19 protein-coding genes are annotated in these 18,788 nt (G+C 65.2%); 9 read left to right on the top strand and 10 right to left on the bottom strand.

All coding sequences use genetic code 11. The annotated features are described in order from the left end of the window. Window positions 1-62: 62 nt before the first annotated feature. The gene (locus AABD04_RS03680) at window positions 63-515 is read left to right on the top strand and encodes a hypothetical protein (protein WP_341440256.1); all 453 of its coding nucleotides are present in this window, start codon (window positions 63-65) and stop codon (window positions 513-515) included. Here AABD04_RS03680 and AABD04_RS03675 read toward each other — a convergent pair. Next, window positions 486-1,106: a lysoplasmalogenase family protein gene (locus tag AABD04_RS03675; RefSeq protein WP_341440255.1), complete on the bottom strand. Its 621-nt coding sequence runs from the start codon at window positions 1,104-1,106 to the stop codon at window positions 486-488. The genes AABD04_RS03680 and AABD04_RS03675 overlap by 30 nt on opposite strands. Window positions 1,107-1,250: 144 nt before the next feature. Between AABD04_RS03675 and AABD04_RS03670 the strand changes: the two genes are divergently transcribed. The 5 genes from AABD04_RS03670 (at window position 1,251) to AABD04_RS03650 (ending at window position 6,338) form a co-directional block, all read left to right on the top strand. Then, entirely contained in the window at window positions 1,251-1,847 is a 597-nt protein-coding gene (locus AABD04_RS03670) for an Rv1733c family protein (RefSeq protein WP_341440254.1), read from the top strand. A gap of 73 nt (window positions 1,848-1,920) precedes the next feature. Then, a complete protein-coding gene (locus AABD04_RS03665) occupies window positions 1,921-2,382 on the top strand; it encodes a MarR family winged helix-turn-helix transcriptional regulator (RefSeq protein ID WP_243594562.1) in 462 nt (153 codons plus the stop codon). Further along, complete coding sequence (locus AABD04_RS03660; RefSeq protein WP_341440253.1) at window positions 2,379-3,605, top strand: MFS transporter; 1,227 nt, start codon at window positions 2,379-2,381, stop codon at window positions 3,603-3,605. The genes AABD04_RS03665 and AABD04_RS03660 overlap by 4 nt, the downstream gene beginning before the upstream one ends. A gap of 275 nt (window positions 3,606-3,880) precedes the next feature. Beyond that, the gene (locus AABD04_RS03655; RefSeq protein WP_341440252.1) at window positions 3,881-5,743 is read left to right on the top strand and encodes a hypothetical protein; all 1,863 of its coding nucleotides are present in this window, start codon (window positions 3,881-3,883) and stop codon (window positions 5,741-5,743) included. A gap of 97 nt (window positions 5,744-5,840) precedes the next feature. After that, on the top strand, window positions 5,841-6,338 hold the full coding sequence (locus AABD04_RS03650; RefSeq protein WP_341440251.1) for a class F sortase: 498 nt from the start codon (window positions 5,841-5,843) through the stop codon (window positions 6,336-6,338). A 21-nt stretch (window positions 6,339-6,359) separates the two neighbouring features. On the opposite strand, the gene pyrE is transcribed toward AABD04_RS03650, so the two are convergent. The 5 genes from pyrE to clpB all read right to left on the bottom strand — a co-directional run bounded on the left by pyrE (window position 6,360) and on the right by clpB (window position 12,343). Further along, entirely contained in the window at window positions 6,360-6,908 is a 549-nt protein-coding gene (pyrE, locus tag AABD04_RS03645) for an orotate phosphoribosyltransferase (RefSeq protein ID WP_341440250.1), read from the bottom strand. A gap of 96 nt (window positions 6,909-7,004) precedes the next feature. Continuing rightward, a complete protein-coding gene (locus AABD04_RS03640; protein WP_335742595.1) occupies window positions 7,005-7,586 on the bottom strand; it encodes a LemA family protein in 582 nt (193 codons plus the stop codon). 57 nt (window positions 7,587-7,643) lie between these two features. Further along, on the bottom strand, window positions 7,644-8,660 hold the full coding sequence (locus tag AABD04_RS03635) for a type III secretion system chaperone family protein (RefSeq protein ID WP_423228206.1): 1,017 nt from the start codon (window positions 8,658-8,660) through the stop codon (window positions 7,644-7,646). Between the two features lie 94 nt (window positions 8,661-8,754). Then, complete coding sequence (locus tag AABD04_RS03630; protein WP_341440248.1) at window positions 8,755-9,705, bottom strand: DUF5666 domain-containing protein; 951 nt, start codon at window positions 9,703-9,705, stop codon at window positions 8,755-8,757. Window positions 9,706-9,796: 91 nt separating this feature from the next. Further along, window positions 9,797-12,343 (bottom strand): ATP-dependent chaperone ClpB, encoded by a 2,547-nt coding sequence (clpB, locus tag AABD04_RS03625; protein WP_243608651.1) that lies wholly within the window; start codon window positions 12,341-12,343, stop codon window positions 9,797-9,799. A 174-nt stretch (window positions 12,344-12,517) separates the two neighbouring features. Between clpB and AABD04_RS03620 the strand changes: the two genes are divergently transcribed. Further along, window positions 12,518-13,717: a globin domain-containing protein gene (locus AABD04_RS03620; protein ID WP_243608652.1), complete on the top strand. Its 1,200-nt coding sequence runs from the start codon at window positions 12,518-12,520 to the stop codon at window positions 13,715-13,717. A gap of 22 nt (window positions 13,718-13,739) precedes the next feature. On the opposite strand, the gene AABD04_RS03615 is transcribed toward AABD04_RS03620, so the two are convergent. Then, window positions 13,740-14,411, bottom strand: a complete 672-nt coding sequence (locus tag AABD04_RS03615) for a hypothetical protein (protein WP_243608653.1) — start codon at window positions 14,409-14,411, stop codon at window positions 13,740-13,742. A 292-nt stretch (window positions 14,412-14,703) separates the two neighbouring features. On the opposite strand from AABD04_RS03615, the gene AABD04_RS03610 reads away from it, so the two are divergent. Continuing rightward, window positions 14,704-15,123: a helix-turn-helix domain-containing protein gene (locus AABD04_RS03610; protein WP_243594622.1), complete on the top strand. Its 420-nt coding sequence runs from the start codon at window positions 14,704-14,706 to the stop codon at window positions 15,121-15,123. Window positions 15,124-15,133: 10 nt separating this feature from the next. Here the strand turns inward: AABD04_RS03610 and AABD04_RS03605 are convergent, their stop codons facing one another. Both AABD04_RS03605 and AABD04_RS03600 read right to left on the bottom strand, forming a co-directional pair. Beyond that, on the bottom strand, window positions 15,134-15,409 hold the full coding sequence (locus AABD04_RS03605) for a DUF2277 domain-containing protein (protein ID WP_243608654.1): 276 nt from the start codon (window positions 15,407-15,409) through the stop codon (window positions 15,134-15,136). A 22-nt stretch (window positions 15,410-15,431) separates the two neighbouring features. Beyond that, on the bottom strand, window positions 15,432-16,001 hold the full coding sequence (locus AABD04_RS03600; RefSeq protein WP_243608655.1) for a TetR/AcrR family transcriptional regulator: 570 nt from the start codon (window positions 15,999-16,001) through the stop codon (window positions 15,432-15,434). 87 nt (window positions 16,002-16,088) lie between these two features. Between AABD04_RS03600 and AABD04_RS03595 the strand changes: the two genes are divergently transcribed. Continuing rightward, complete coding sequence (locus AABD04_RS03595) at window positions 16,089-17,486, top strand: cytochrome P450 (protein WP_243608656.1); 1,398 nt, start codon at window positions 16,089-16,091, stop codon at window positions 17,484-17,486. Here AABD04_RS03595 and dinB read toward each other — a convergent pair whose 3' ends face one another. Next, window positions 17,487-18,707, bottom strand: a complete 1,221-nt coding sequence (gene dinB, locus AABD04_RS03590) for a DNA polymerase IV (RefSeq protein ID WP_243608657.1) — start codon at window positions 18,705-18,707, stop codon at window positions 17,487-17,489. Window positions 18,708-18,788: the final 81 nt, after the last annotated feature.

Below are 18,788 nucleotides of genomic sequence, written 5' to 3'. Positions count from 1 at the left end.
TTACCGGTAACCCCTATCGTCGAATATCGATCAGTCGCTTTCAGCGACCCAGGAGCACCGAAGTGAACAACACGAGAATCGTCCGATCCGTCGTCTTCGTGACGATCGGTTATGCAATCGTGCTGGCGATCTGGATAGGTTGGCTGATGAAGCGAACTCCCCCCGGGACGCTTCCCTACCAGCTGGCGGCCCTGGTCGCCGGGTTCGGCGCAGCACTCGGCCTGGCGATGATGATCGCCGGACGAGCCACTCGTGAGCAGAAGGAATTGATCGAACACGGCGTCGAGGGCTGGGCAACTGTGGATGCCATCCGCCGCATCGACAACGACACCGCCGAACTGGACCTCGAATTCACCGTGCCCGGGTCGGGCAGCTACTTCGGCAAGATCGTCTATGACATCCCGCAGTCGGACACCTCGCGATTCGAGCCGGGCACGGTCATCGCCGTCCGCGTCGACCCCGCCCATCGTGAGCGGGTGCTGCTGCTACCCCGAAGCCAAGGCCTCGACGAGTAACACCTGCGCCGCCACATAGGTCGACAGAACCACCGCCTCCGCAGCACGGCGCCGACGGTCCTCGGTCAGAAACAGTCGCCTGAACACGATCAGGGCGTCGGACACGGTGAACAGAACGCCGCCGATCACCAGCCTCCGATCACCGCCGCGCGAGACGGAACGAGCAGACAGCGTCGACGTGGTCGCGAGCACTGCACCGTATGCCGTCAGGGTCGACGCCACCGCGGGCTGACGCCCGGCCAGTAGCGTCGCCGCTGCAGCCCACCCGGCGTACCGCGGAATCGCGTCGATCAGCGCCGGACGCGCACCCCGACGCACCAGCAGATACGTGTAGGTGCACTGCATCACCGCGAACGCACGGGCACCCCATTCCAGGGCGGAATCGTCGTCGGGGTCGATCAACAGAACATCGCCGACGGTGGCAGCCGCGAGACCGGCCAACAGCACCCGATCCCTGGCCGGATCGAGCCCGCAGGCCAGCGCAGGACCGATCAGAGGCTTGGCGATGCGCTGCAACGGCATCGAACCCGTCCACGCACCGACCGCCGTGACCCCGCCTGCAACCAGCGCGGCGACGCGAGCACGCCGCATCCGATCACTCCTCAACTCCGCCACCTCCACAACCCATCACGACGACCGTCACATGTGACGCTGACCCCTATCGCTTGATACTCGCAGGTCGCGTCGGCATCGTGGAACGGTCGGTCGGATCATTTCGAAGCAGTGGGGACCATCATGCGCCGCAAACTCACCGGGCAGCACCGTTCGGGACGCGCCGACCTCGCCGGCTACCCCAATCCCCTGCTCCGTGACTGCGATGTCCGCCAGGCGCGCATCAAGCACTGGGTCACCACACTGCTGATCGTCATGATTCCGGTGTCGCTGTGGATCGGGCTCGGTACCCACGCCGATCAGCAACAACGACTGGAGAATCAGCGCGGCTCGATCCACCAGGTCACAGCGACCACCACGGACATTGCAGAAGTTGCACCGGTCTCGTCGACCGAGTTCGGCGCGTCCGGCGCTGCTGCGACCGCCGTCGACTCGCGGTGGGTCTACCGGGGCGTCGAACACACCGGACGCGTCAGCGTCGACACCGGTTCTCCGGTCGGAACCACCACCCCGATCTGGGTCGACGACAGTGGCGACCTGAGCGTGCGGCCGCTGACATCGTCCGATGTCGTCGCCGCATCCATTTTCGGTGCCATCGGTAGCTGGGTGCTGATGGCGACCCTTCTCGTCGGTGCCTATCTGCTGATGCGTTTCCGCTACGACCTCAGGCGCGATGCCGAATGGGATCGTGACATCGCCGATCTCCTCCGCCAGCACTGACTGCTCCCCGTGGCACTCGTCGGACTCACGCTCGCCGTTGCGATAGATAGTTAGTGTATGTAACAATAAATCGGTGAGCCACTCCGACGAAGACATCCGGGACCTCCTCTCGCAGCTGGTCACCAGTTCGTCGCGCTTCGTCCGATTGGCCGCCCGGTTCGGTAGCGACGAATGGCCGCGAGCATGGATGCGAGCCCTGTCATTGCTCGAGGAGTATCAGCCGCTGCGCATCAGTACCTTCGCCGAGCTCGACCGATGCTCCCAACCATCGGCGACGGCGTTGCTCGCCAAGCTGAGCAACGCCGACCTCGTCACCAGACGATCCGACCCGGACGACTCACGCGCCGTGCTCGTCGAGATGACCGAGGCCGGCCATCGTTGGCTCGCCGACGGTCGACGCCACCTCGTCGACGGATTGGTCCCCTACCTGTCCGACCGCGACCCAGAACAGATCCAGAAACTGACCGACGGCTTGAGCGAGCTTCGCAGCATCCTCGAACCCGTCGATCACGGAATGAGAGGAACTCTTTCGTGACCGCCAACACCTCCTCCGACAGTCTCCTGAAGCAACCGCGCGCGGTGTGGGCTGTCGCGTTCGCCAGCGTCATCGCCTTCATGGGCATCGGCCTCGTGGACCCCATCCTCAAACCCATCGGCGAACAGTTGAATGCCTCGCCGTCGCAGGTGTCACTGCTGTTCACCAGCTACATGCTCGTCACCGGCGTCGCGATGCTGATCACCGGAGTGGTGTCCAGCCGCTTCGGCCCGAAGCGCACATTGCTGGTCGGCCTGGCGATCATCGTCGTCTTCGCAGCCCTGGCAGGCACATCCGGATCGGTCGGCGAGATCATCGGTTTCCGCGCAGGCTGGGGACTGGGCAATGCGCTGTTCATCGCCACGGCGCTCTCGACCATCGTCGGCGCGGCGTCCGGCGGCGTTGCACGCGCGATCATCCTCTACGAGGCCGCGCTGGGCATCGGCATCGCAACCGGCCCGCTGGTCGGCGGCCTACTCGGCGGATTCAGCTGGCGCGGACCGTTCTTCGGCGTCGCGGTACTGATGGCCATCGCATTCATTCTGCTGATCGTCATGCTCCCGGACACTCCGAAGCCCGCGCACACCACCTCGATCCTCGATCCGTTCCGAGCCCTTCGGCATCGCGGTCTGCTGACCGTCGGTATCACCGCGTTGCTCTACAATTACGGGTTCTTCACCCTGCTCGCCTACACACCCTTCCCCCTGGACATGGGCACGTACTCGATCGGCTTCATCTTCTTCGGCTGGGGTCTCTGCCTGGCCGTGGCGTCGGTGTTCATCGCACCGAAGCTGCAGCGAGCCTTCGGAACGCTGAACATGATGATGCTGGCGCTGCTGCTGTTCGCCGTCGACCTGGGCGTCATGGCGATGTTCACCGAGAACAAGACCGTTCTGATCGTGGGAACCGTCGTGGCCGGGTTGTTCCTCGGCGTCAACAACACCCTGATCACCGAGACCGTCATGATCTCGGCACCGGTCGAGCGGTCGACAGCGTCGGCGGCCTACAGCTTCGTTCGTTTCACCGGCGGAGCCGCGGCTCCCTACCTGGCCGGCAAACTGGGCGAGTCGAACATGCACGTTCCGTTCTGGGTGGGTGCCGCCTGCACTGCCCTTGCCATCGTGGTACTTGCGACCGGCCGGAAGGTCCTCGCCCACGTCGATGACCACGAACCTGCACCTCACAGCATCGACGAGGCCCGTGCGGTGACGGTCGGCGACTGAATCCCGCTCATCAGAAAGGGTTTTCACGACGGCCGAGATGGGTGCATCTCGGCCGTCGACCCATGTCGACATCCTCTCCAGTCACATGCGTCTCATCAGTAACACTTTCATAACCAATTCTCAGGTAAAGCCTTCAGGGGTTCCCGAGACCGGCCGGTTGGTTTACGGTCCAGTCATCACAGTTGTTCGTGTGACTCACCAACTACACCCGTTCCGCGTGGGAGGACGGGTGCGTGCAGCACGATGCTGCCACTGACCGAAGGGCCACAATCTCCATGTCGCAGAAGTCGATCGCCAGGTCCAAGAAGGCGCGCCTCGCCGCTGCCGGGGCCGCCATGGCACTGTCCCTCTCCATCGCCGCACCGGGAATCGCCAGTGCGCAGACGCCGACCCCGGAAAGCCCCGTTGTCGAGCAGCCCGCCACCGAAGGCGGCACCGAATCCGGAGCTCCGACCGAAGAAGAGGGCTCGGGCACCGAAGGATCCGGCACCGCCGAAGGTCAAGTCGACGCCTCCGTCGACGGGGAAATCGAAGCACCTGTCCCGTCGGTGACGCCGGAAGATGCCGCAGCCGCCGCAGCCGCCGCAGCCGCCGTACCGGCCCCCGAAGCCCCCTCGGCCGTTCGCCCCCTGCCTCAGATCGTTCCCGGGATCGTCATGAACGACGACGGCACCGCGACGGTCAACCTCGACATCATCCCGCAGCTCTCCGACGCCGAGAAGAAGGCAATCGCCGACGCGGAAGCAGAAAGCAAGCTTGCCGCTGAAGCATCTACAGCCGCTCAGGTGCGCCTCGACACCGCCAAGGCCGCCGAAGCCGCTGCGAGCACCGACGCCACCAAGGCCGAGGTTGCCGCCGCCGAAGCCGATGTCAAGGCAAAGGCTGCCGTCACGGCGGCTGCGACAGCCAAAGTCCAGAGCCAGGCTGCAAGCGCTGCGGTCACCGCAGCCAAGAACACCGCAGCCGAGCTGCAGACCGCGGCAGAGGAGTCCAAGGCCGCCGCCGACCAGGCCGCAGCCGACGCCGAGACTGCAGAGGAGCTGGCCGTCGAGCTCGAGGCCGCAGCCGTCTCGGGTGATCCCGAAGCTACTGCCGAAGCCGAGGCGGCCCGCGCGGACGCCGACGCGAAGGCCGAACTTGCCGCTACCGCCAGGGTCGAGGCCGACGCGTCGAACAAGGCCCTCGCGGATTCCGTTACCGCCGTCCAGGATTCGTTCAAGAACTTCAACCTCGCCAAGGTGACCGCTGCAGTTCGCGCTGCCGCTGCCACTGCCGCGAAGTCGCTGGCACTGAACGTCGAAGCACAGACTGCAGCCGCAGTAGCCGCAATGGCCGAGCAGAATGCCGTGAACCTCGAAGCCGCAGCCGAGGCTGCCGCAGGCGAGGAGACCGAATCCGAGAAGGCCGCAGCCGACGCTCGAGCCGCAGCAGATGCGGCCAAGGCAGACGCCGACGCCAAGGCGGAAGCGGCAACCGCAGCCCAGGCTGCCCTCGACGCCGCGCCGTCGGATGCCGATATCGAAGACTTGCAGGCCGAGGCCGATGCAGCCGCAGAAGCACTGGCGACGGCCGATGCAGCTGTCGAGTCGGCGAATGCCGACTTGCAGGCCAAGACCGAGGCAGCGGCTTCGGCCAAGACCAAGGTGACCGAGGCCCAAGGCGCACTGAAGACCGCACAGGACGACGCGGCGGCGGCCAAGGCGAAAGCCGACACCGCAGCGAAGGCAGAGGCCGATCTCAAGGCAGAGGCAGCCGAATTGGCCGCGAGCGGACCGAAGTTCAGCTGGACCATCAACCTCGGTGGCACCGTGAAGGAAGACGTTCCCGTCACTCAGGTCGACGACACCACCGTCGTCGTCGACGAGACCGGCGTCTCTCTGGTCGGCGTCAAGAACGAGGACGGATCGTTCACCGTCGCGGATTACTTCACCACCGACGAGAACGGTGTCGTCAGCGTTGCCGGCGAACTGCCGCCGGTCGATCTCGCACTCGGCGATTCTTCCGACGAGGCGTCGGGCGGGTCGGACAGCTCGTCCAACACCCCGGTGATTCTCGCCGGAGTCGGCGTGGTCGTGGTCGCGGCAGCAGGCGGAGCGTTCTACCTGCGTCGCCGCAGCTCCACCGATGCCACCTCGTAACACCCGCTGGCTGTGGTCGGCGATCCTGACTTTCGTTCTCCTCGTATCAGGTTGCGCGAGTGGCGAAGTCGGGGTCGCCGCACCAGATCGCTCGCCGGTGCAGTCACAGATCTCTGCGGCTGCGCCGGCGAGCGACGTCGCTCCCGCCCAGCCCGAGTACATCGAGCTCCGATCCTCGGACGGCACGACCTATCTGAGCAGCCCCATCCATCCCGACCCGCTCTACCGCGGAGGCGAGAGCGGCCAGGTACTGAACCCGGTGGACGAGCTACCGGCCTGGTGGGCCGAGAGCGGAATGCCGGGGACCTCGACCGAACAGACGGTCGTGGTTGCCGGACACAACTATTCGAAGCGGGACGCCCCGTTCAAGGCGTTGCGGGTGGTGGCACCGGGCGACACCGTCGTGTTGCGAACACCGAGCGGCACCCTGGAGTACGCGGTCGAGTCGGTGGGTCCGCTACCGAAGGGATCGCTGTTGGCCGACAACGAACTACGACGGTCGGTGCCCGGGCGATTGATCCTGGCCAACTGTGACGTTCAGGGTGGCGAACCCACCGACGACAACTTCGTGGTCGTCGCGCAACTCGTTCGCTGACAGGCTCTTTCGCAACCGGGGCTACAGGCCGAGGTCCGCCAAGCCGAGCAGGGATCGATATTCGAGTCCCTCGGCGGCGATGACCTCGTCCGCCCCGGTCGCCCGGTCCACCACCGTGGCCACTCCGACGACCGTCGCGCCTGCGTCCCGCAATGCTGCGACAGCCGTGAGCGGCGAATTGCCGGTCGTCGTCGTATCTTCCACCACCAGAACACGTTTGCCGACGATGTCCGGTCCCTCGATCTGACGCTGCATGCCGTGCGCCTTGGCGGCCTTGCGCACCACGAAAGCATCGATCGGACGCCCCTCGGCATGCATGATCGACATCGCCACCGGATCTGCCCCCATCGTCAGACCGCCGACCGACACGAAATCCCAATCGGCAACCAGATCACGCATCAACGAACCGATCAGCGCACCCGCCCGATGATGCAGCGTCGCCCGACGCAGATCCACGTAGTAGTCGGCTTCCTTACCCGACGACAACGTGACCTTCCCATGCACGACGGCAAGCTCTTTCACCAGATCGGCCAGCTCCTGCCGGTCCGCATTCACGGCATGCTCGGCCATGTTCGGGTTCCTCTCGTCTCACCACAGAGTCGGGCGGGTCGATACGAACTTACCCACCGACGTGTTCCGCCGCTCCCGCGGCATGGGCGGTGTGGACTACACGGCGACGTTCGCGGACGGCTGCTCGTCCTGTACTTCCTTCGTCTCCACGAACGGTTCCGGGGCGGTCAGCGAGCGAGACTTGGCGACGAGCGAGGACGGGAACTTTCCGACCGCCTGTGACAGGCGGTATGCGTTGTCGTTGTACACGCGCACCGCGCCGGCGATGCGGCGTTCGGTGACGTTCAGTTCTCCGGCCGGGCCCTGGAACGCCCAATTGCCCAACGCAGTTCGACGCGCATCGGCGTCGGCGAGCACGGCATGAAAGGCGGCGGACAGCGCGTTCTCGGCGGCGGCCTGCGCTTGTAGACCCAGTCCGCGCTCGCGCACTGCCTTCGACCACGAACGTGCACCGCCGAGCTGACGAAGCAGATCACCGGACAATTCGGTGGTCTCCGCGGCGGCAAGGAACGGGCCGAGCTGCTCGTGACGTCGCTCTACTTCGACATCGACCAGCCGCAGACTCTGTTCGGTCTGCTCGCCGTACCGACCGAGTCGACGCACCACGATGGCCATGTACCCGACCACCAGCACGATGAGCACCAGAACTGCCGCAACCACACCCGAGGAAACCGTCACAGGGTACGAATTTAGCCGCGTAAGCGCTTCTGCGCCCGTAAACACGCCCGAAGGACATCAGGGCTGATTGCGTCGGCGCTCCGAGTCGAACGGAATGGGGCGTGACACGGGCGGACGCGGAACTGGACGCGACGCATCGGCCGATCGTGCCGCCTGCGGACCGGCCGCATCGGGCCTGGGCGGACGAGGCCTACGACCCGGCTCCTGTGGGCGGGGCTCCTGAACACGGGGTTCGGGGACCCGAGGTGGTTGAACGCGTGGCTCCGGTGTTCGGGGTGCAGGCGTCCTCGGCTCGGGGCTGCGCTGCTCCGGACCGCGCACGGCCTGGATGCGGGGTTCGGACACCCGAGGCTGCTGATCCTGCGGCGTACGTGCCTGCTGAGCACGTGTTTCCTGCACCAGTGGCCTGCCGGGATCGCTTCGATCGCGGCCGGGCTCGCCGCCGCCTGCGCGAGCGCCGTAGACCGCACTTCCGCGGACAGGAGGCAGTACGTGCAGCATGCCCGACAGGCGCGCGACCGCGTCGATCGCAGCATCCCAATCGCGGCCCGAACTGTTCAGTGGCAGAGATCCCAGCGTCCAGTCCTGCTCGCTCCACAACAGCTGTAGATTCGCCGGGATCGACTCGGTGAATGCGGCCATCCGCTGGTCGCACACACGACGAGCGATATCGACGTCGGTTGCGAACACCACGCGCGGGCCGATGGAACCGAGCAGTTCCATGTCCTCGTCGCGGGGCGGTGGCGTCGAGCGGGGCCGCAGATCGATGTCGACATCGGAACCGACCGAGCGCTGCACGGCCACGATGGTCCCCGTCTCCTCGACGTCGAAGAGTACGAACTCCTCACCGCGCCGAACACCGGTGACCACGCCGAGAGCGACGTCGAATTCGGGCTTGGACAGGGCCGCGCGAGAGAACCGAGTGACGAGGTCTCGATCGTGCGGTCGATACTCGTACCCTTGCGCTTTGGCCCACATCTGCCGCAGCCGCCCGGACTGATCTCGCTTGGACCTGTCGATGTAGAGCAGGGCCACTGCACCTATCAGTGCAATCGCCGCCAGGCCGAACCACATTGCCGTCATCGCGCACCACCTTAATCGACATCCACGTCGTCACTGCCCACCACCGCCGGGTCCTGTGAACGATCACTGGAACAACCCGAGTTGCTCATCCGCCCAAATTCGGAGTTTCGATGACGACGTTCGCGCGAATAGTCCCGTCCTCGACGGGCTCGCCCTGCACCACGACGAAACCGCCGACGGGCAGCGACGCCAGATCGCTACCGGACAACGAAATTATCTGGGTCTGGGGTGTGGTCTGCACAGTGACCTGAGCGCCGTCGAGGCCGTCGAGTGTCAGGGTCGAACCGTCGTTCGCGGTGATCGTCCCGGCCGACGAACCGAACTGACCGAGTATCTCGGGAATGCCCCCTGGAATCAGCTCGGGCGTGGTGGCGGCACCCGACTCGGTGGGCTGCGGGGTGGTCGTGGGCGCGCTGGACGTGGGTGGCCTGATCGACGTCGACGTCGACGGACCGGTGGCAGTGGTGCTGGGCTCGTCCGATCCCCCGCTCAGGAACGAAATTCCGAAGAACACGACGATGGCGAGGACGACGAGTCCGATCAACGCCAGCACCCACGGCCGGGGACCCTTGCTGCCCTCGTCGGCGGAGTTCGGTTCCCCCGGGGGCGGCGGTGCCCCGTACTGCGGGGGCTGTCCGAATTGTTGAGTGTGGCCGAACTGCTGAGTGTCGTATCCCGGTGCCTGGCCGTACTGCTGGGTCTGGCCGTAGGCCTGGTTCGCTGCCGCCTGCTGATCGGGGTCGTAGGGCGGAAGTGCCTGCGTGGGGTGATAGCCCTGCGGGTAGGGCGGTGGATCTGGATTTCCCTGCGGCGGGTACTGATAAGCCTGGGTGGGATACACCTCCGTCGGCTGAGCATCCGGATACTGCTGGGCATCCGGATACTGCTGGGCATCCGGATACTGCTGGGCGTCCGGATATTGCTGAGCTCCGAGGTACGGCTGACCGTGGTCCTGGGTCGGCTCGGATGACTCCGCCTGGCGTGCCGCGTCCTGATCGCGTTCTCGAGGTGATCGCGGGTCGTCCGGATTCGTCATTCCACGAGGGTACCTACCCGGTAGACCGCTGGTGACGACACAGAAAGGGCCCGCACGAGCAGTGCTCGTGCGGGCCCTTCTCGTAGACCGGTCAACCCAGGATCAGGCGTTCGCCGTCCGGGCTCGAGTTGACCGACACCACGTCGCCGTCGTGAACATCCCCGGCGAGCAGCAGCTTCGCCAGTTGATCGCCGATGGCCTGCTGGATCAGTCGCCGCAGCGGCCGGGCGCCGTAGAGCGGGTCGTAGCCCCTGGCCGCGAGCCACATCTTCGCCGGCGACGACACCTCCAGCGTCAGACGTCGAGCGGCAAGACGCTTGGTGAGGAAGCCGAGCTGGATGTCCACGATCGACTCGAGCTGGTCCTCGGACAAGGCGTCGAACACCACCACGTCGTCGAGACGGTTGACGAACTCGGGCTTGAACGAACGCCGCACCGCGTCCATCACCTGTTCCTTGGTCCCACCGGCACCGAGGTTGGAGGTGAGGATCAGGATCGTGTTGCGGAAGTCGACGGTCCGGCCCTGGCCGTCGGTGAGCCGGCCTTCGTCCAGCACTGCGAGCAGGATGTCGAACACGTCCGGGTGCGCTTTCTCGACCTCGTCGAAGAGCACCACGGTGTACGGCCGCCTGCGTACCGCCTCGGTCAACTGTCCACCGGCCTCGTAGCCGACGTACCCCGGAGGTGCACCGACCAGACGAGCGACGGCATGCTTCTCGCTGTACTCGCTCATGTCGATGCGCACCATCGCGCGTTCGTCGTCGAAAAGAAACTCCGCCAACGCTTTTGCGAGCTCGGTCTTACCGACTCCGGTGGGTCCGAGGAACAGGAACGATCCTGTCGGACGGTTGGGATCGGCCACCCCGGCGCGGGAGCGTCGGACGGCGTCGGACACCGCTTGTACTGCGTCCTTCTGTCCGACGACTCGCTTGCCGAGCTCGTCCTCCATGCGGAGCAGCTTGGCGGTCTCGCCTTCGAGCATCCGGCCCGCCGGAATTCCGGTCCAGGCCGCGACGACGTCGGCGACATCGTCCGGGCCCACTTCTTCCTTGAGCATCACGTCGCCCTGAGCAGGCGATGCCTCGGTCTTGGCGGCGAGCTCCTTCTCGAGAGTCGGGATACGTCCGTAGCGCAGCTCGGCCGCCCGGCCCAGATCGCCGTCACGTTCGGCACGGTCGGATTCGCCGCGCAGGTTCTCGAGTTCCTCCTTCAGCACCCGCACCGAGTCGATGGCGTTCTTCTCGTTCTGCCAGCGTGTGCTGAGTCCGGCGAGCTTCTCCTGCAGATCGGCCAGCTCCTGACGAAGCTTGTCGAGCCGAGCCTTCGACGCGTCGTCGGTCTCCTTCGCCAGGGCCATCTCCTCGATTTCGAGGCGTCGGACGGCGCGTTCGACCTCGTCGATCTCGACTGGGCGTGAGTCGATCTCCATGCGCAGACGGGACGCCGCCTCGTCGACGAGGTCGATCGCCTTGTCCGGCAGGAACCGGGCGGTGATGTACCGATCGCTCAGGGTTGCCGCGGCGACAAGGGCGGAGTCCGTGATCCGGACGCCGTGGTGCACCTCGTAGCGCTCCTTGAGTCCGCGGAGAATGCCGACCGTGTCCTCGACCGAGGGCTCACCGACGTACACCTGCTGGAAGCGCCGTTCGAGCGCGGCATCCTTCTCGATGTACTTCCGGTACTCCTCGAGGGTCGTCGCACCGACCAGGCGCAGTTCGCCGCGGGCGAGCATCGGCTTGATCATGTTGCCCGCGTCCATCGCGGATTCGCCGGTCGCGCCGGCTCCCACGATGGTGTGCAACTCGTCGATGAACGTGATGACCTGACCGGCGGAGTTCTTGATGTCGTCGAGCACGGCTTTGAGCCGCTCCTCGAACTCACCGCGGAACTTCGCTCCGGCGACCATCGAACCGAGATCGAGCGAGACGACGGTCTTACCGCGCAGGCTCTCCGGGACGTCACCGGCGATGACGCGCTGCGCGAGTCCTTCGACGATGGCCGTCTTGCCGACACCGGGTTCGCCGATGAGCACCGGGTTGTTCTTGGTTCGCCGCGACAGCACCTGGACAACACGCCTGATCTCGGTGTCACGTCCGATGACGGGATCGAGCTTGCCTTCTCGGGCCAACGCCGTCAGGTCGGTGCTGTACTTCTCCAGCGCCTGATAGGTGTTCTCGGGATCTGCGCTGGTGACCCGGGCGCTACCCCGTACGGCCTGGAAGGCGTCGCGCAGCTCGTTGGGTCCGGCTCCGTGGCCGGTCAGGAGCTTGGCGACGTCGTCGCTTCCGGTCGCAAGCCCCACCATGATGTGTTCGGTGGAGACGAACTCGTCGTCGAGTTCGGTGGCCAGGTGCTGCGCAGCGGTGATCGCGGCGAGGGTTTCACGGCCGAGTTGCGGAGTGGTGGTCGAGCCGGATGCCGAGGGCAGGCGGTCGACGAGGTTCTGCGCTTCTCGACGCACCGTTGCAGGGTCGACGCCGACGGCCTTCAGCAAGGGTGTGGCGATGCCGTCGGTCTGATCGAGCAACGCCACCAACAAATGTGCCGGACGGATATCCGGGTTGCCGGCCGCGGATGCGGCCTGCAGAGCAGACGACAGTGCAGCCTGCGACTTCGTGGTGGGAGTGAAACTGTCCACCGGTCACCTTCTTTCTCGAATGGTTCTTGCGTGTCGCTCGGTACAACCATAGACAAGTTGAGTCTGTTCCGCTCAACCTTGACTTTCTCGAGCGCGTTTTGCGCAGCTCTGGCTGGGCAAAATACGCACGACGGTGAAGCCCTCTCGCGCGACGGTCTCGATCGGTCTACTTTGGTGACGGTCGACAGTGTCAATCGGTGGGGGTGGAGGTTGCTCGACGCACGCACGATCTCCCTGGTCCGTACCGGTTTCAAATCCGTCGTGGCCGCTCAGGACGGCCCGGCGAGGCTGTCCAGGTCCTTCTACGCCCATCTCTTCGCCGAGTACCCCGACTTCCGCACCCTGTTCCCCGCATCGATGGACGCGTTGCGCGAACACTTCGTGCTGGCACTCGGCTATGTCTTCGAGCATCTCGACGACACCGACCGGGTCGAACCGTTCCTCGAGCAACTCGGCCGGGACCACCGCAAGCACGGAATCTCGGGCGCACACTTTCGCGCGGGTAGCTCGGCTCTGATCAGCGCCTTCCGTGCCTTTGCCGGCAACGAGGTGTGGACCGACGAGGTCGAGACGGCCTGGACGGACGCCCTCACCGTGGTGAGCAACGCAATGGCCGACGCCGCGGACAACGACGAACTACCGCCGTTCTGGAGTGCCACCGTCGTCGAACATCAGCGGCTTCTCGACGACCTCGCGGTGGTGCGGTTGAAGACCGACGGCGAGATCCCGTACTTCCCCGGGCAGTACGTCAGCGTGCAGATTCCGCAGAGACCCAAACTCTGGCGTTACCTCTCTCCTGCCATCCCCAGCAACCCGTACGGAGAGATCGAGTTCCATGTTCGACGCGTCTCCGGTGGCTGGGTGTCTCCGGCGATGGTCACCGAGACCGCGGTGGGTGATCGCTGGTCCATCAGTCCACCCCTGGGCGGGATGCACATCGATCGCGCGATTCGCGAGGACGTGTTGATGATCGCGGGCGGTACCGGCCTGGCTCCACTGCGCGCGCAGGTGATGGAAATGGCGCAGCGCAGCAACAATCCGCGAGTGCACCTGTTCGTCAGCGGGACGTATCCGTGCGACCTCTACGATCTGGACACCCTCTGGCAGTTGTCGTTGTCGAACCCGTGGCTGACGGTCGTACCGGTGACCGAGGAGCTCGAGAACCCGTGGTGGTATTCGGGTCAGCCGCGCGAACTTCCGTGGGGAATGCACCACCGTCTGCACGGCCCGGTGGGCAAGGTGGTCACCCGGTTCGGCTCGTGGGCCGATCGGCAGATTCAGATCTGCGGGTCGCCGGCGATGGTGCGCACGACGCTCTATGCCCTCCGCAAAGTGGGCACGCCGATGGAACACATTCAGCACGATCCGTTCTGAATCCCGTCCCGCACCGAGAGTGTCAGCTGGACAGCAATTTCGGTGGTGCATCCTCGACGACGCCACCGACCACCAGTCGAGGAGTCCAGGTCTCGGTGATCAGTCTGCCGTCTCCGGCGATGATCGCATCGGGGTCGGGGTCGATCAGAATGGGATACGCGGTGTCCGCGGTGGCTCGGATGTTCTGCACCAGTCGACCGTTCTCGATGGTGTAGTGCACGCGAACCGAATGCAGATCGGAGTCGAAAGCCCATGGGCGACCGATGAATATCACTGCATCGCCATGGTCGTCGAGTACGGTTACCGAGCCGTCACGCTCGAGCCGCAGGCTCCACTGCGGCGGCATCGACGTCGCGAATTCGAACCGGTGCGGCGCTCGTGCGTCGAGCAGGTGGATCATCAGAAGCGCGCCGTCTCGTGGATCTCGTTGAGGGACAACGACTTCGAACGATCCGCATTCGTAGAACCGGGATCCGAACGGTCCTGGGATACCTGCGCCCAGTTCGTCTGCGATGGCAAGTTCGAGCCGCACAGCACCGGAGCCGTTCTCTGCCCGCAGGGTGATCCCCTCGGAGGGGTGCGGCATGGGCGATTCATCGCGCGGGGCATAGGACAGCACCGCGCGCAGCAGCGGCTCGACCACCTCCGCGTCACCGTCTCGTGAATCGAACGTCCGTCGTCGACGATCGGTCATTTTTGCCCCCTTCGCCTGGCAAGTCAGTCTGCCACCGGGGCTCCGATCACGCGTCCGATTCTGCGGAAAACCATTCGTTCGATCCAAACTTGTCGATACAGCCCGGATCGCGCCCGCGCTGCGCATCCAGGTCCGACACGAAACCGATCAGTACGATTTTCGAGTGGGTTTCTGCAGGTCAGCCATGGTTCACCGGTGCCGAAACAGCGGATAGTATGAGCCGGTGCGGTCCGGGGCGGGCCGATCTGCCCGGGTGGGCAGCGGCTGTATCAGGAAGGCACACACTCCCCCGATGTCCGCTGATTTCGCCGCACGTCTCAACCATCTGTTCTCCACGATCCACCCGCCCGGACGCAAGCCACACACCAACGCCGAGGTCGCCGATGCCCTCGCCCGGCGCGGGCACCAGATTTCCAAGCCGTACATCTCGCAATTGCGATCGGGGCAGCGCGCGAACCCGTCCGCGGACACCGTGACGGCGCTGGCCGCGTTCTTCAAGGTCAAGCCCGACTACTTCTTCGACAACATCTACGCGTCCAAGGTCGATCACGACCTCGAACTGCTCAACAGACTGCAGGGATACGGCCTTCGCCGCCTGTCCGCTCGGGCATTCGACCTGTCCGAGGAATCCCAGAACCTGCTCAGTTCGATGGCCGAGAAGCTCCGCGTGAGCGAGGGACTCCCCGCAGTGCCGCCGGACAGCACCCTCTAGGAGGCGACCTTCACGAACCGGCCTTGGCCGCAATCCTCGCCTGCACTTCGGGACGCCTCAACGGCGGCACCGTGGGCGGTGGCTGACGCCGCTCCGGCAGCGCGTCGAGGAGCCGGTGCGTCGTGGCTGTCACCTCGGCGACGGCCGACTCGAAGGCGTCACGGGTGGCGTCGGATGTCTTCTGCACGCCGCTGATCTTGCGGACGTACTGACGCGCCGCCGCTTCGATCTCCTCGTCGGTGGCGTGGGGTTCCAAGCCTCGCAGGGTGGTGATGTTTCGGCACATGCGTCGACGATAACCCCGCAGCTCACACCTCGAGAAGACCTGCCACAGCACGTAGACACACCGCACGGACCTGTTCTCGGTCGACAGTTCTGTGCTCCACCCAGTCCAAGCACACCGCTCGCACGAAGGCCACCCACCCGCGCAGCGCGATGCGGACCATGTCGTCGTCGCGAAATTTCGCGGGCAGAGCAGCCCGGATCCGCTCCTGCTGGATCTCGAACTCGTGCGTGAGAATGTCGTCGATCTTTCGGTCTCCCAGCAGGGATCCGCGGTTGACGGCTCGGACGCCGTGCGCGTGCTCGTCGACGTAGGAGATGTAGGCATCGAGCCCGGCAGCAATCTGCTCGAGGACCGGAAGCGAGGTGTCCGGTGCGGTGACTTCGAGATTGCGCTCGGATTCGGTGCGCACGATCTCGACGAAGAATTCCCGCTTGGACGGGAAGTAGTGGTACATCAGCCCGCGTGAGACGCCCGCAAGATCGGCAACCTCCTCGATCCACACGTCCTCGTAGGGCCGCTCGGCGAACAGTGCCGAGCCGATCTCGAGTAACTGCGCCCGCCGTTGCGCTGGAGTCATCCGCTTTCGAGTCATGGGCCTCGAATGTTACTTGACACGAGTTCAACAGTGAGTACGGTCACTATTAGACACCGATTCAACAAGCGAAACCATGGAGTGGCGATGTCGACAGAGTTCGCGGTACGAAACGTCGCTCTACCTCATCCCCCGTACCGAATTCCCGTGCTCGGTGACATCGTCGGCGTCGATCCCCGCACCCCCATCCAGGATTCGACCGCCCTGGCCGGGCGCCTCGGCCCGATGTTCGAGCGAAACATCCTCGGCCGACGCTTCGTCTTCGCCGCAGGTGCCGACGTGGCGGGCGAACTGTGCGACGAGAAGCGGTTCGAGAAATTCCTACCTCCCGGCGTCGAGAACCTCCGAGACATCGGGGCCGACGGGCTGTTCACCGCCTACAACCACGAGCCGAATTGGCAACGGGCGCATGACCTGTTGCGTCCAGCGTTCACCGCCGGTGCCATGCGCGGTTATCACGAGATCATGGTCGACGTCGCAGACGATCTGATCGCGCACTGGGAAGATCGCTCGCGCGCAGGTGCGACGACCGACGTGTCCTCGGACATGACGAAGCTGACGCTCGAGACCATCGGTCGCACCGGATTCAGTTACAGCTTCGGGTCGTTCGAGCGAACCGAGCCGCATCCTTTCGTCTCCGCCATGGTCGGCGCTCTGACGTACAACCAGCGGCGGTCGTTGCTGAAGATCCCTGCGTTCGCCAAGCCCCTGTTCGCTCGGTCGGACCGCACCTACGCGCACAACAAGCAGTATCTGGCCGACGTGCTCGCGGACGTCGTACGGACCAGGCGCCGATCCACCGACGAGTTCACCGACCTGCTGCAGATCATGATGGACGCGGCTCGCGATGCCGACAATCCGAATGCACTGAGCGAAGCCAACATCGGGTACCAGATCCTGACGTTCCTGATCGCCGGGCACGAGACCACCTCCGGCGCACTGTCGTTCGCGCTGTACTACCTGGCAACCCATCCAGAGGTCTTCGAGCGCGCCCGCGCCGAGGTCGACGAGGTGTGGGGTAGCGACAAGCCCGAGTTCGGCCAGGTGCCGAAGCTGCGGTACGTCCGCCGAGTCCTCGACGAATCATTGCGCCTGTGGCCGACGGTTCCCGCGTTCGGGCGAGGAGCGCGGGCCGAGACCGTCGTCGGCGACGGCTACCGGATGGCTGCAGGAGACTGGGCGATCGTGCTGGTGACGGCTCTGCATCGAGATCCGGTGTGGGGTGAGCGTCCCCAGGATTTCGATCCCGACAATTTTCTACCCGCACGCATCAAGGCGCGCCCGGCGCACGTCTACAAACCGTTCGGAACCGGCGAACGCGCGTGCATCGGAAGGCAATTCGCCATTCACGAAGCGGTCCTGATACTCGGAACCATTCTGCAGCGCTTCGATCTGCGAGCCGACCCGTCGTATCGCCTGCAGGTCGTGGAACGACTGACCATGATGCCCACGGGCTTTCGGGTGCACCCGTCCGTCCGCAGGTAGTCAGTCGGGCAGCAGGGGAACCGAGATTCCCGGATCACGCCCGAGCAGCACCCCGCGGGTGAGCGAGGTGGATCCGAACTTCTTGTGCACCCCGTCGAGCGCGCGGTCGAGCGCCGATGCCTCCGGCGGCGTCCGCACCGACGGTGGGTCGAACTGCAACTCCAGTTGCTCCGCTCCGCCCTTGTCGATACTCGAGACGGTGACCCCGACGAGGGTGATGCCCTTCTCCGCGATCAGCGGTGCCGCGTCGCGGAGCAGTTCGAGTGCGGCATCGAGGATGTCGCGGGTGTCGGCGGTCGCACGATCGAGTGTGTGCGACCGGGTGACGCGGGTGAAGTCGGCAAAACGCAAGCGCAGCATGACAGTTCGACCGGTTCGCTGCGCGCCCCGCATCCTGTACGTGACGCGATCGACGAGACCGATCAGTGAGGCCTCCACCTCGGACGCGTCGTGCCTGCCGCGGCCGAGTGCTCGCTGTGCGCCGATGGAACTGCGCGACTTTCCGGGTTGGACGCGTCGCGGATCCCGGCCCATGGCGAGCGCGTACAGGTGCGCACCTGCGCCCTTGCCGAGCACCGAGGCCAACGACCGCTCGCCGTAGGCTGCAATATCGCCGACGGTCCTGATGTCGAGGACGTGCAGCTTCTCGGCGGTCACTTTGCCGACGCCCCACAGTCTTTCGATGTTCAGTGGATGCAGGAACTCGAGTTCGCCGCCGGGCGGAACGAGGAGTAGACCGTCTGGCTTGGCGAAAGCGCTGGCCACTTTCGCCAGGAACTTGGTGGTCGCGATCCCGACAGTGATCGGCAGTCCCACCTGCTCGGCCACGTCCCGACGCAGTTGCTCCCCGATCTCGAGGGCGCTGCCCGAGATCTTGCGGAGACCGCCGACGTCGAGGAACGCCTCGTCGATGGAGATGCCCTCCACCAACGGCGTGGTGTCGTGAAAGACGTCGAACACGTCCTTGCTGGCCTGCGAGTACGCCGCCATGCGCGGCGGGACCACGATGGCCTGTGGGCACACCGCACGCGCCTGACCACCGCTCATCGCCGTGCGCACCCCGAACGCCTTGGCCTCGTAGCTGGCGGCGAGCACCACTCCCCCGCCCACGATGACCGGCTTTCCACGGAGTCGCGGATCGTCGCGCTGCTCCACCGAGGCATAGAAGGAGTCGAGGTCGGCGTGCATGATGCTCGCCAGGTTCTGGGCAGTCGACTCCATCGATCCATGCTCGCACGTACTACCGACATTCTCGTCGTGCACAACCCGAGCAATAGGGTGCACGAAGTGACCCAGATCACC

The organism is Rhodococcoides navarretei (assembly GCF_038069675.1).
Lineage (GTDB): Bacteria > Actinomycetota > Actinomycetes > Mycobacteriales > Mycobacteriaceae > Rhodococcoides > Rhodococcoides navarretei.
The sequence above is the reverse complement of the archived record's forward strand: the minus strand, read 5'-3'. Positions and strand labels throughout refer to the sequence as shown.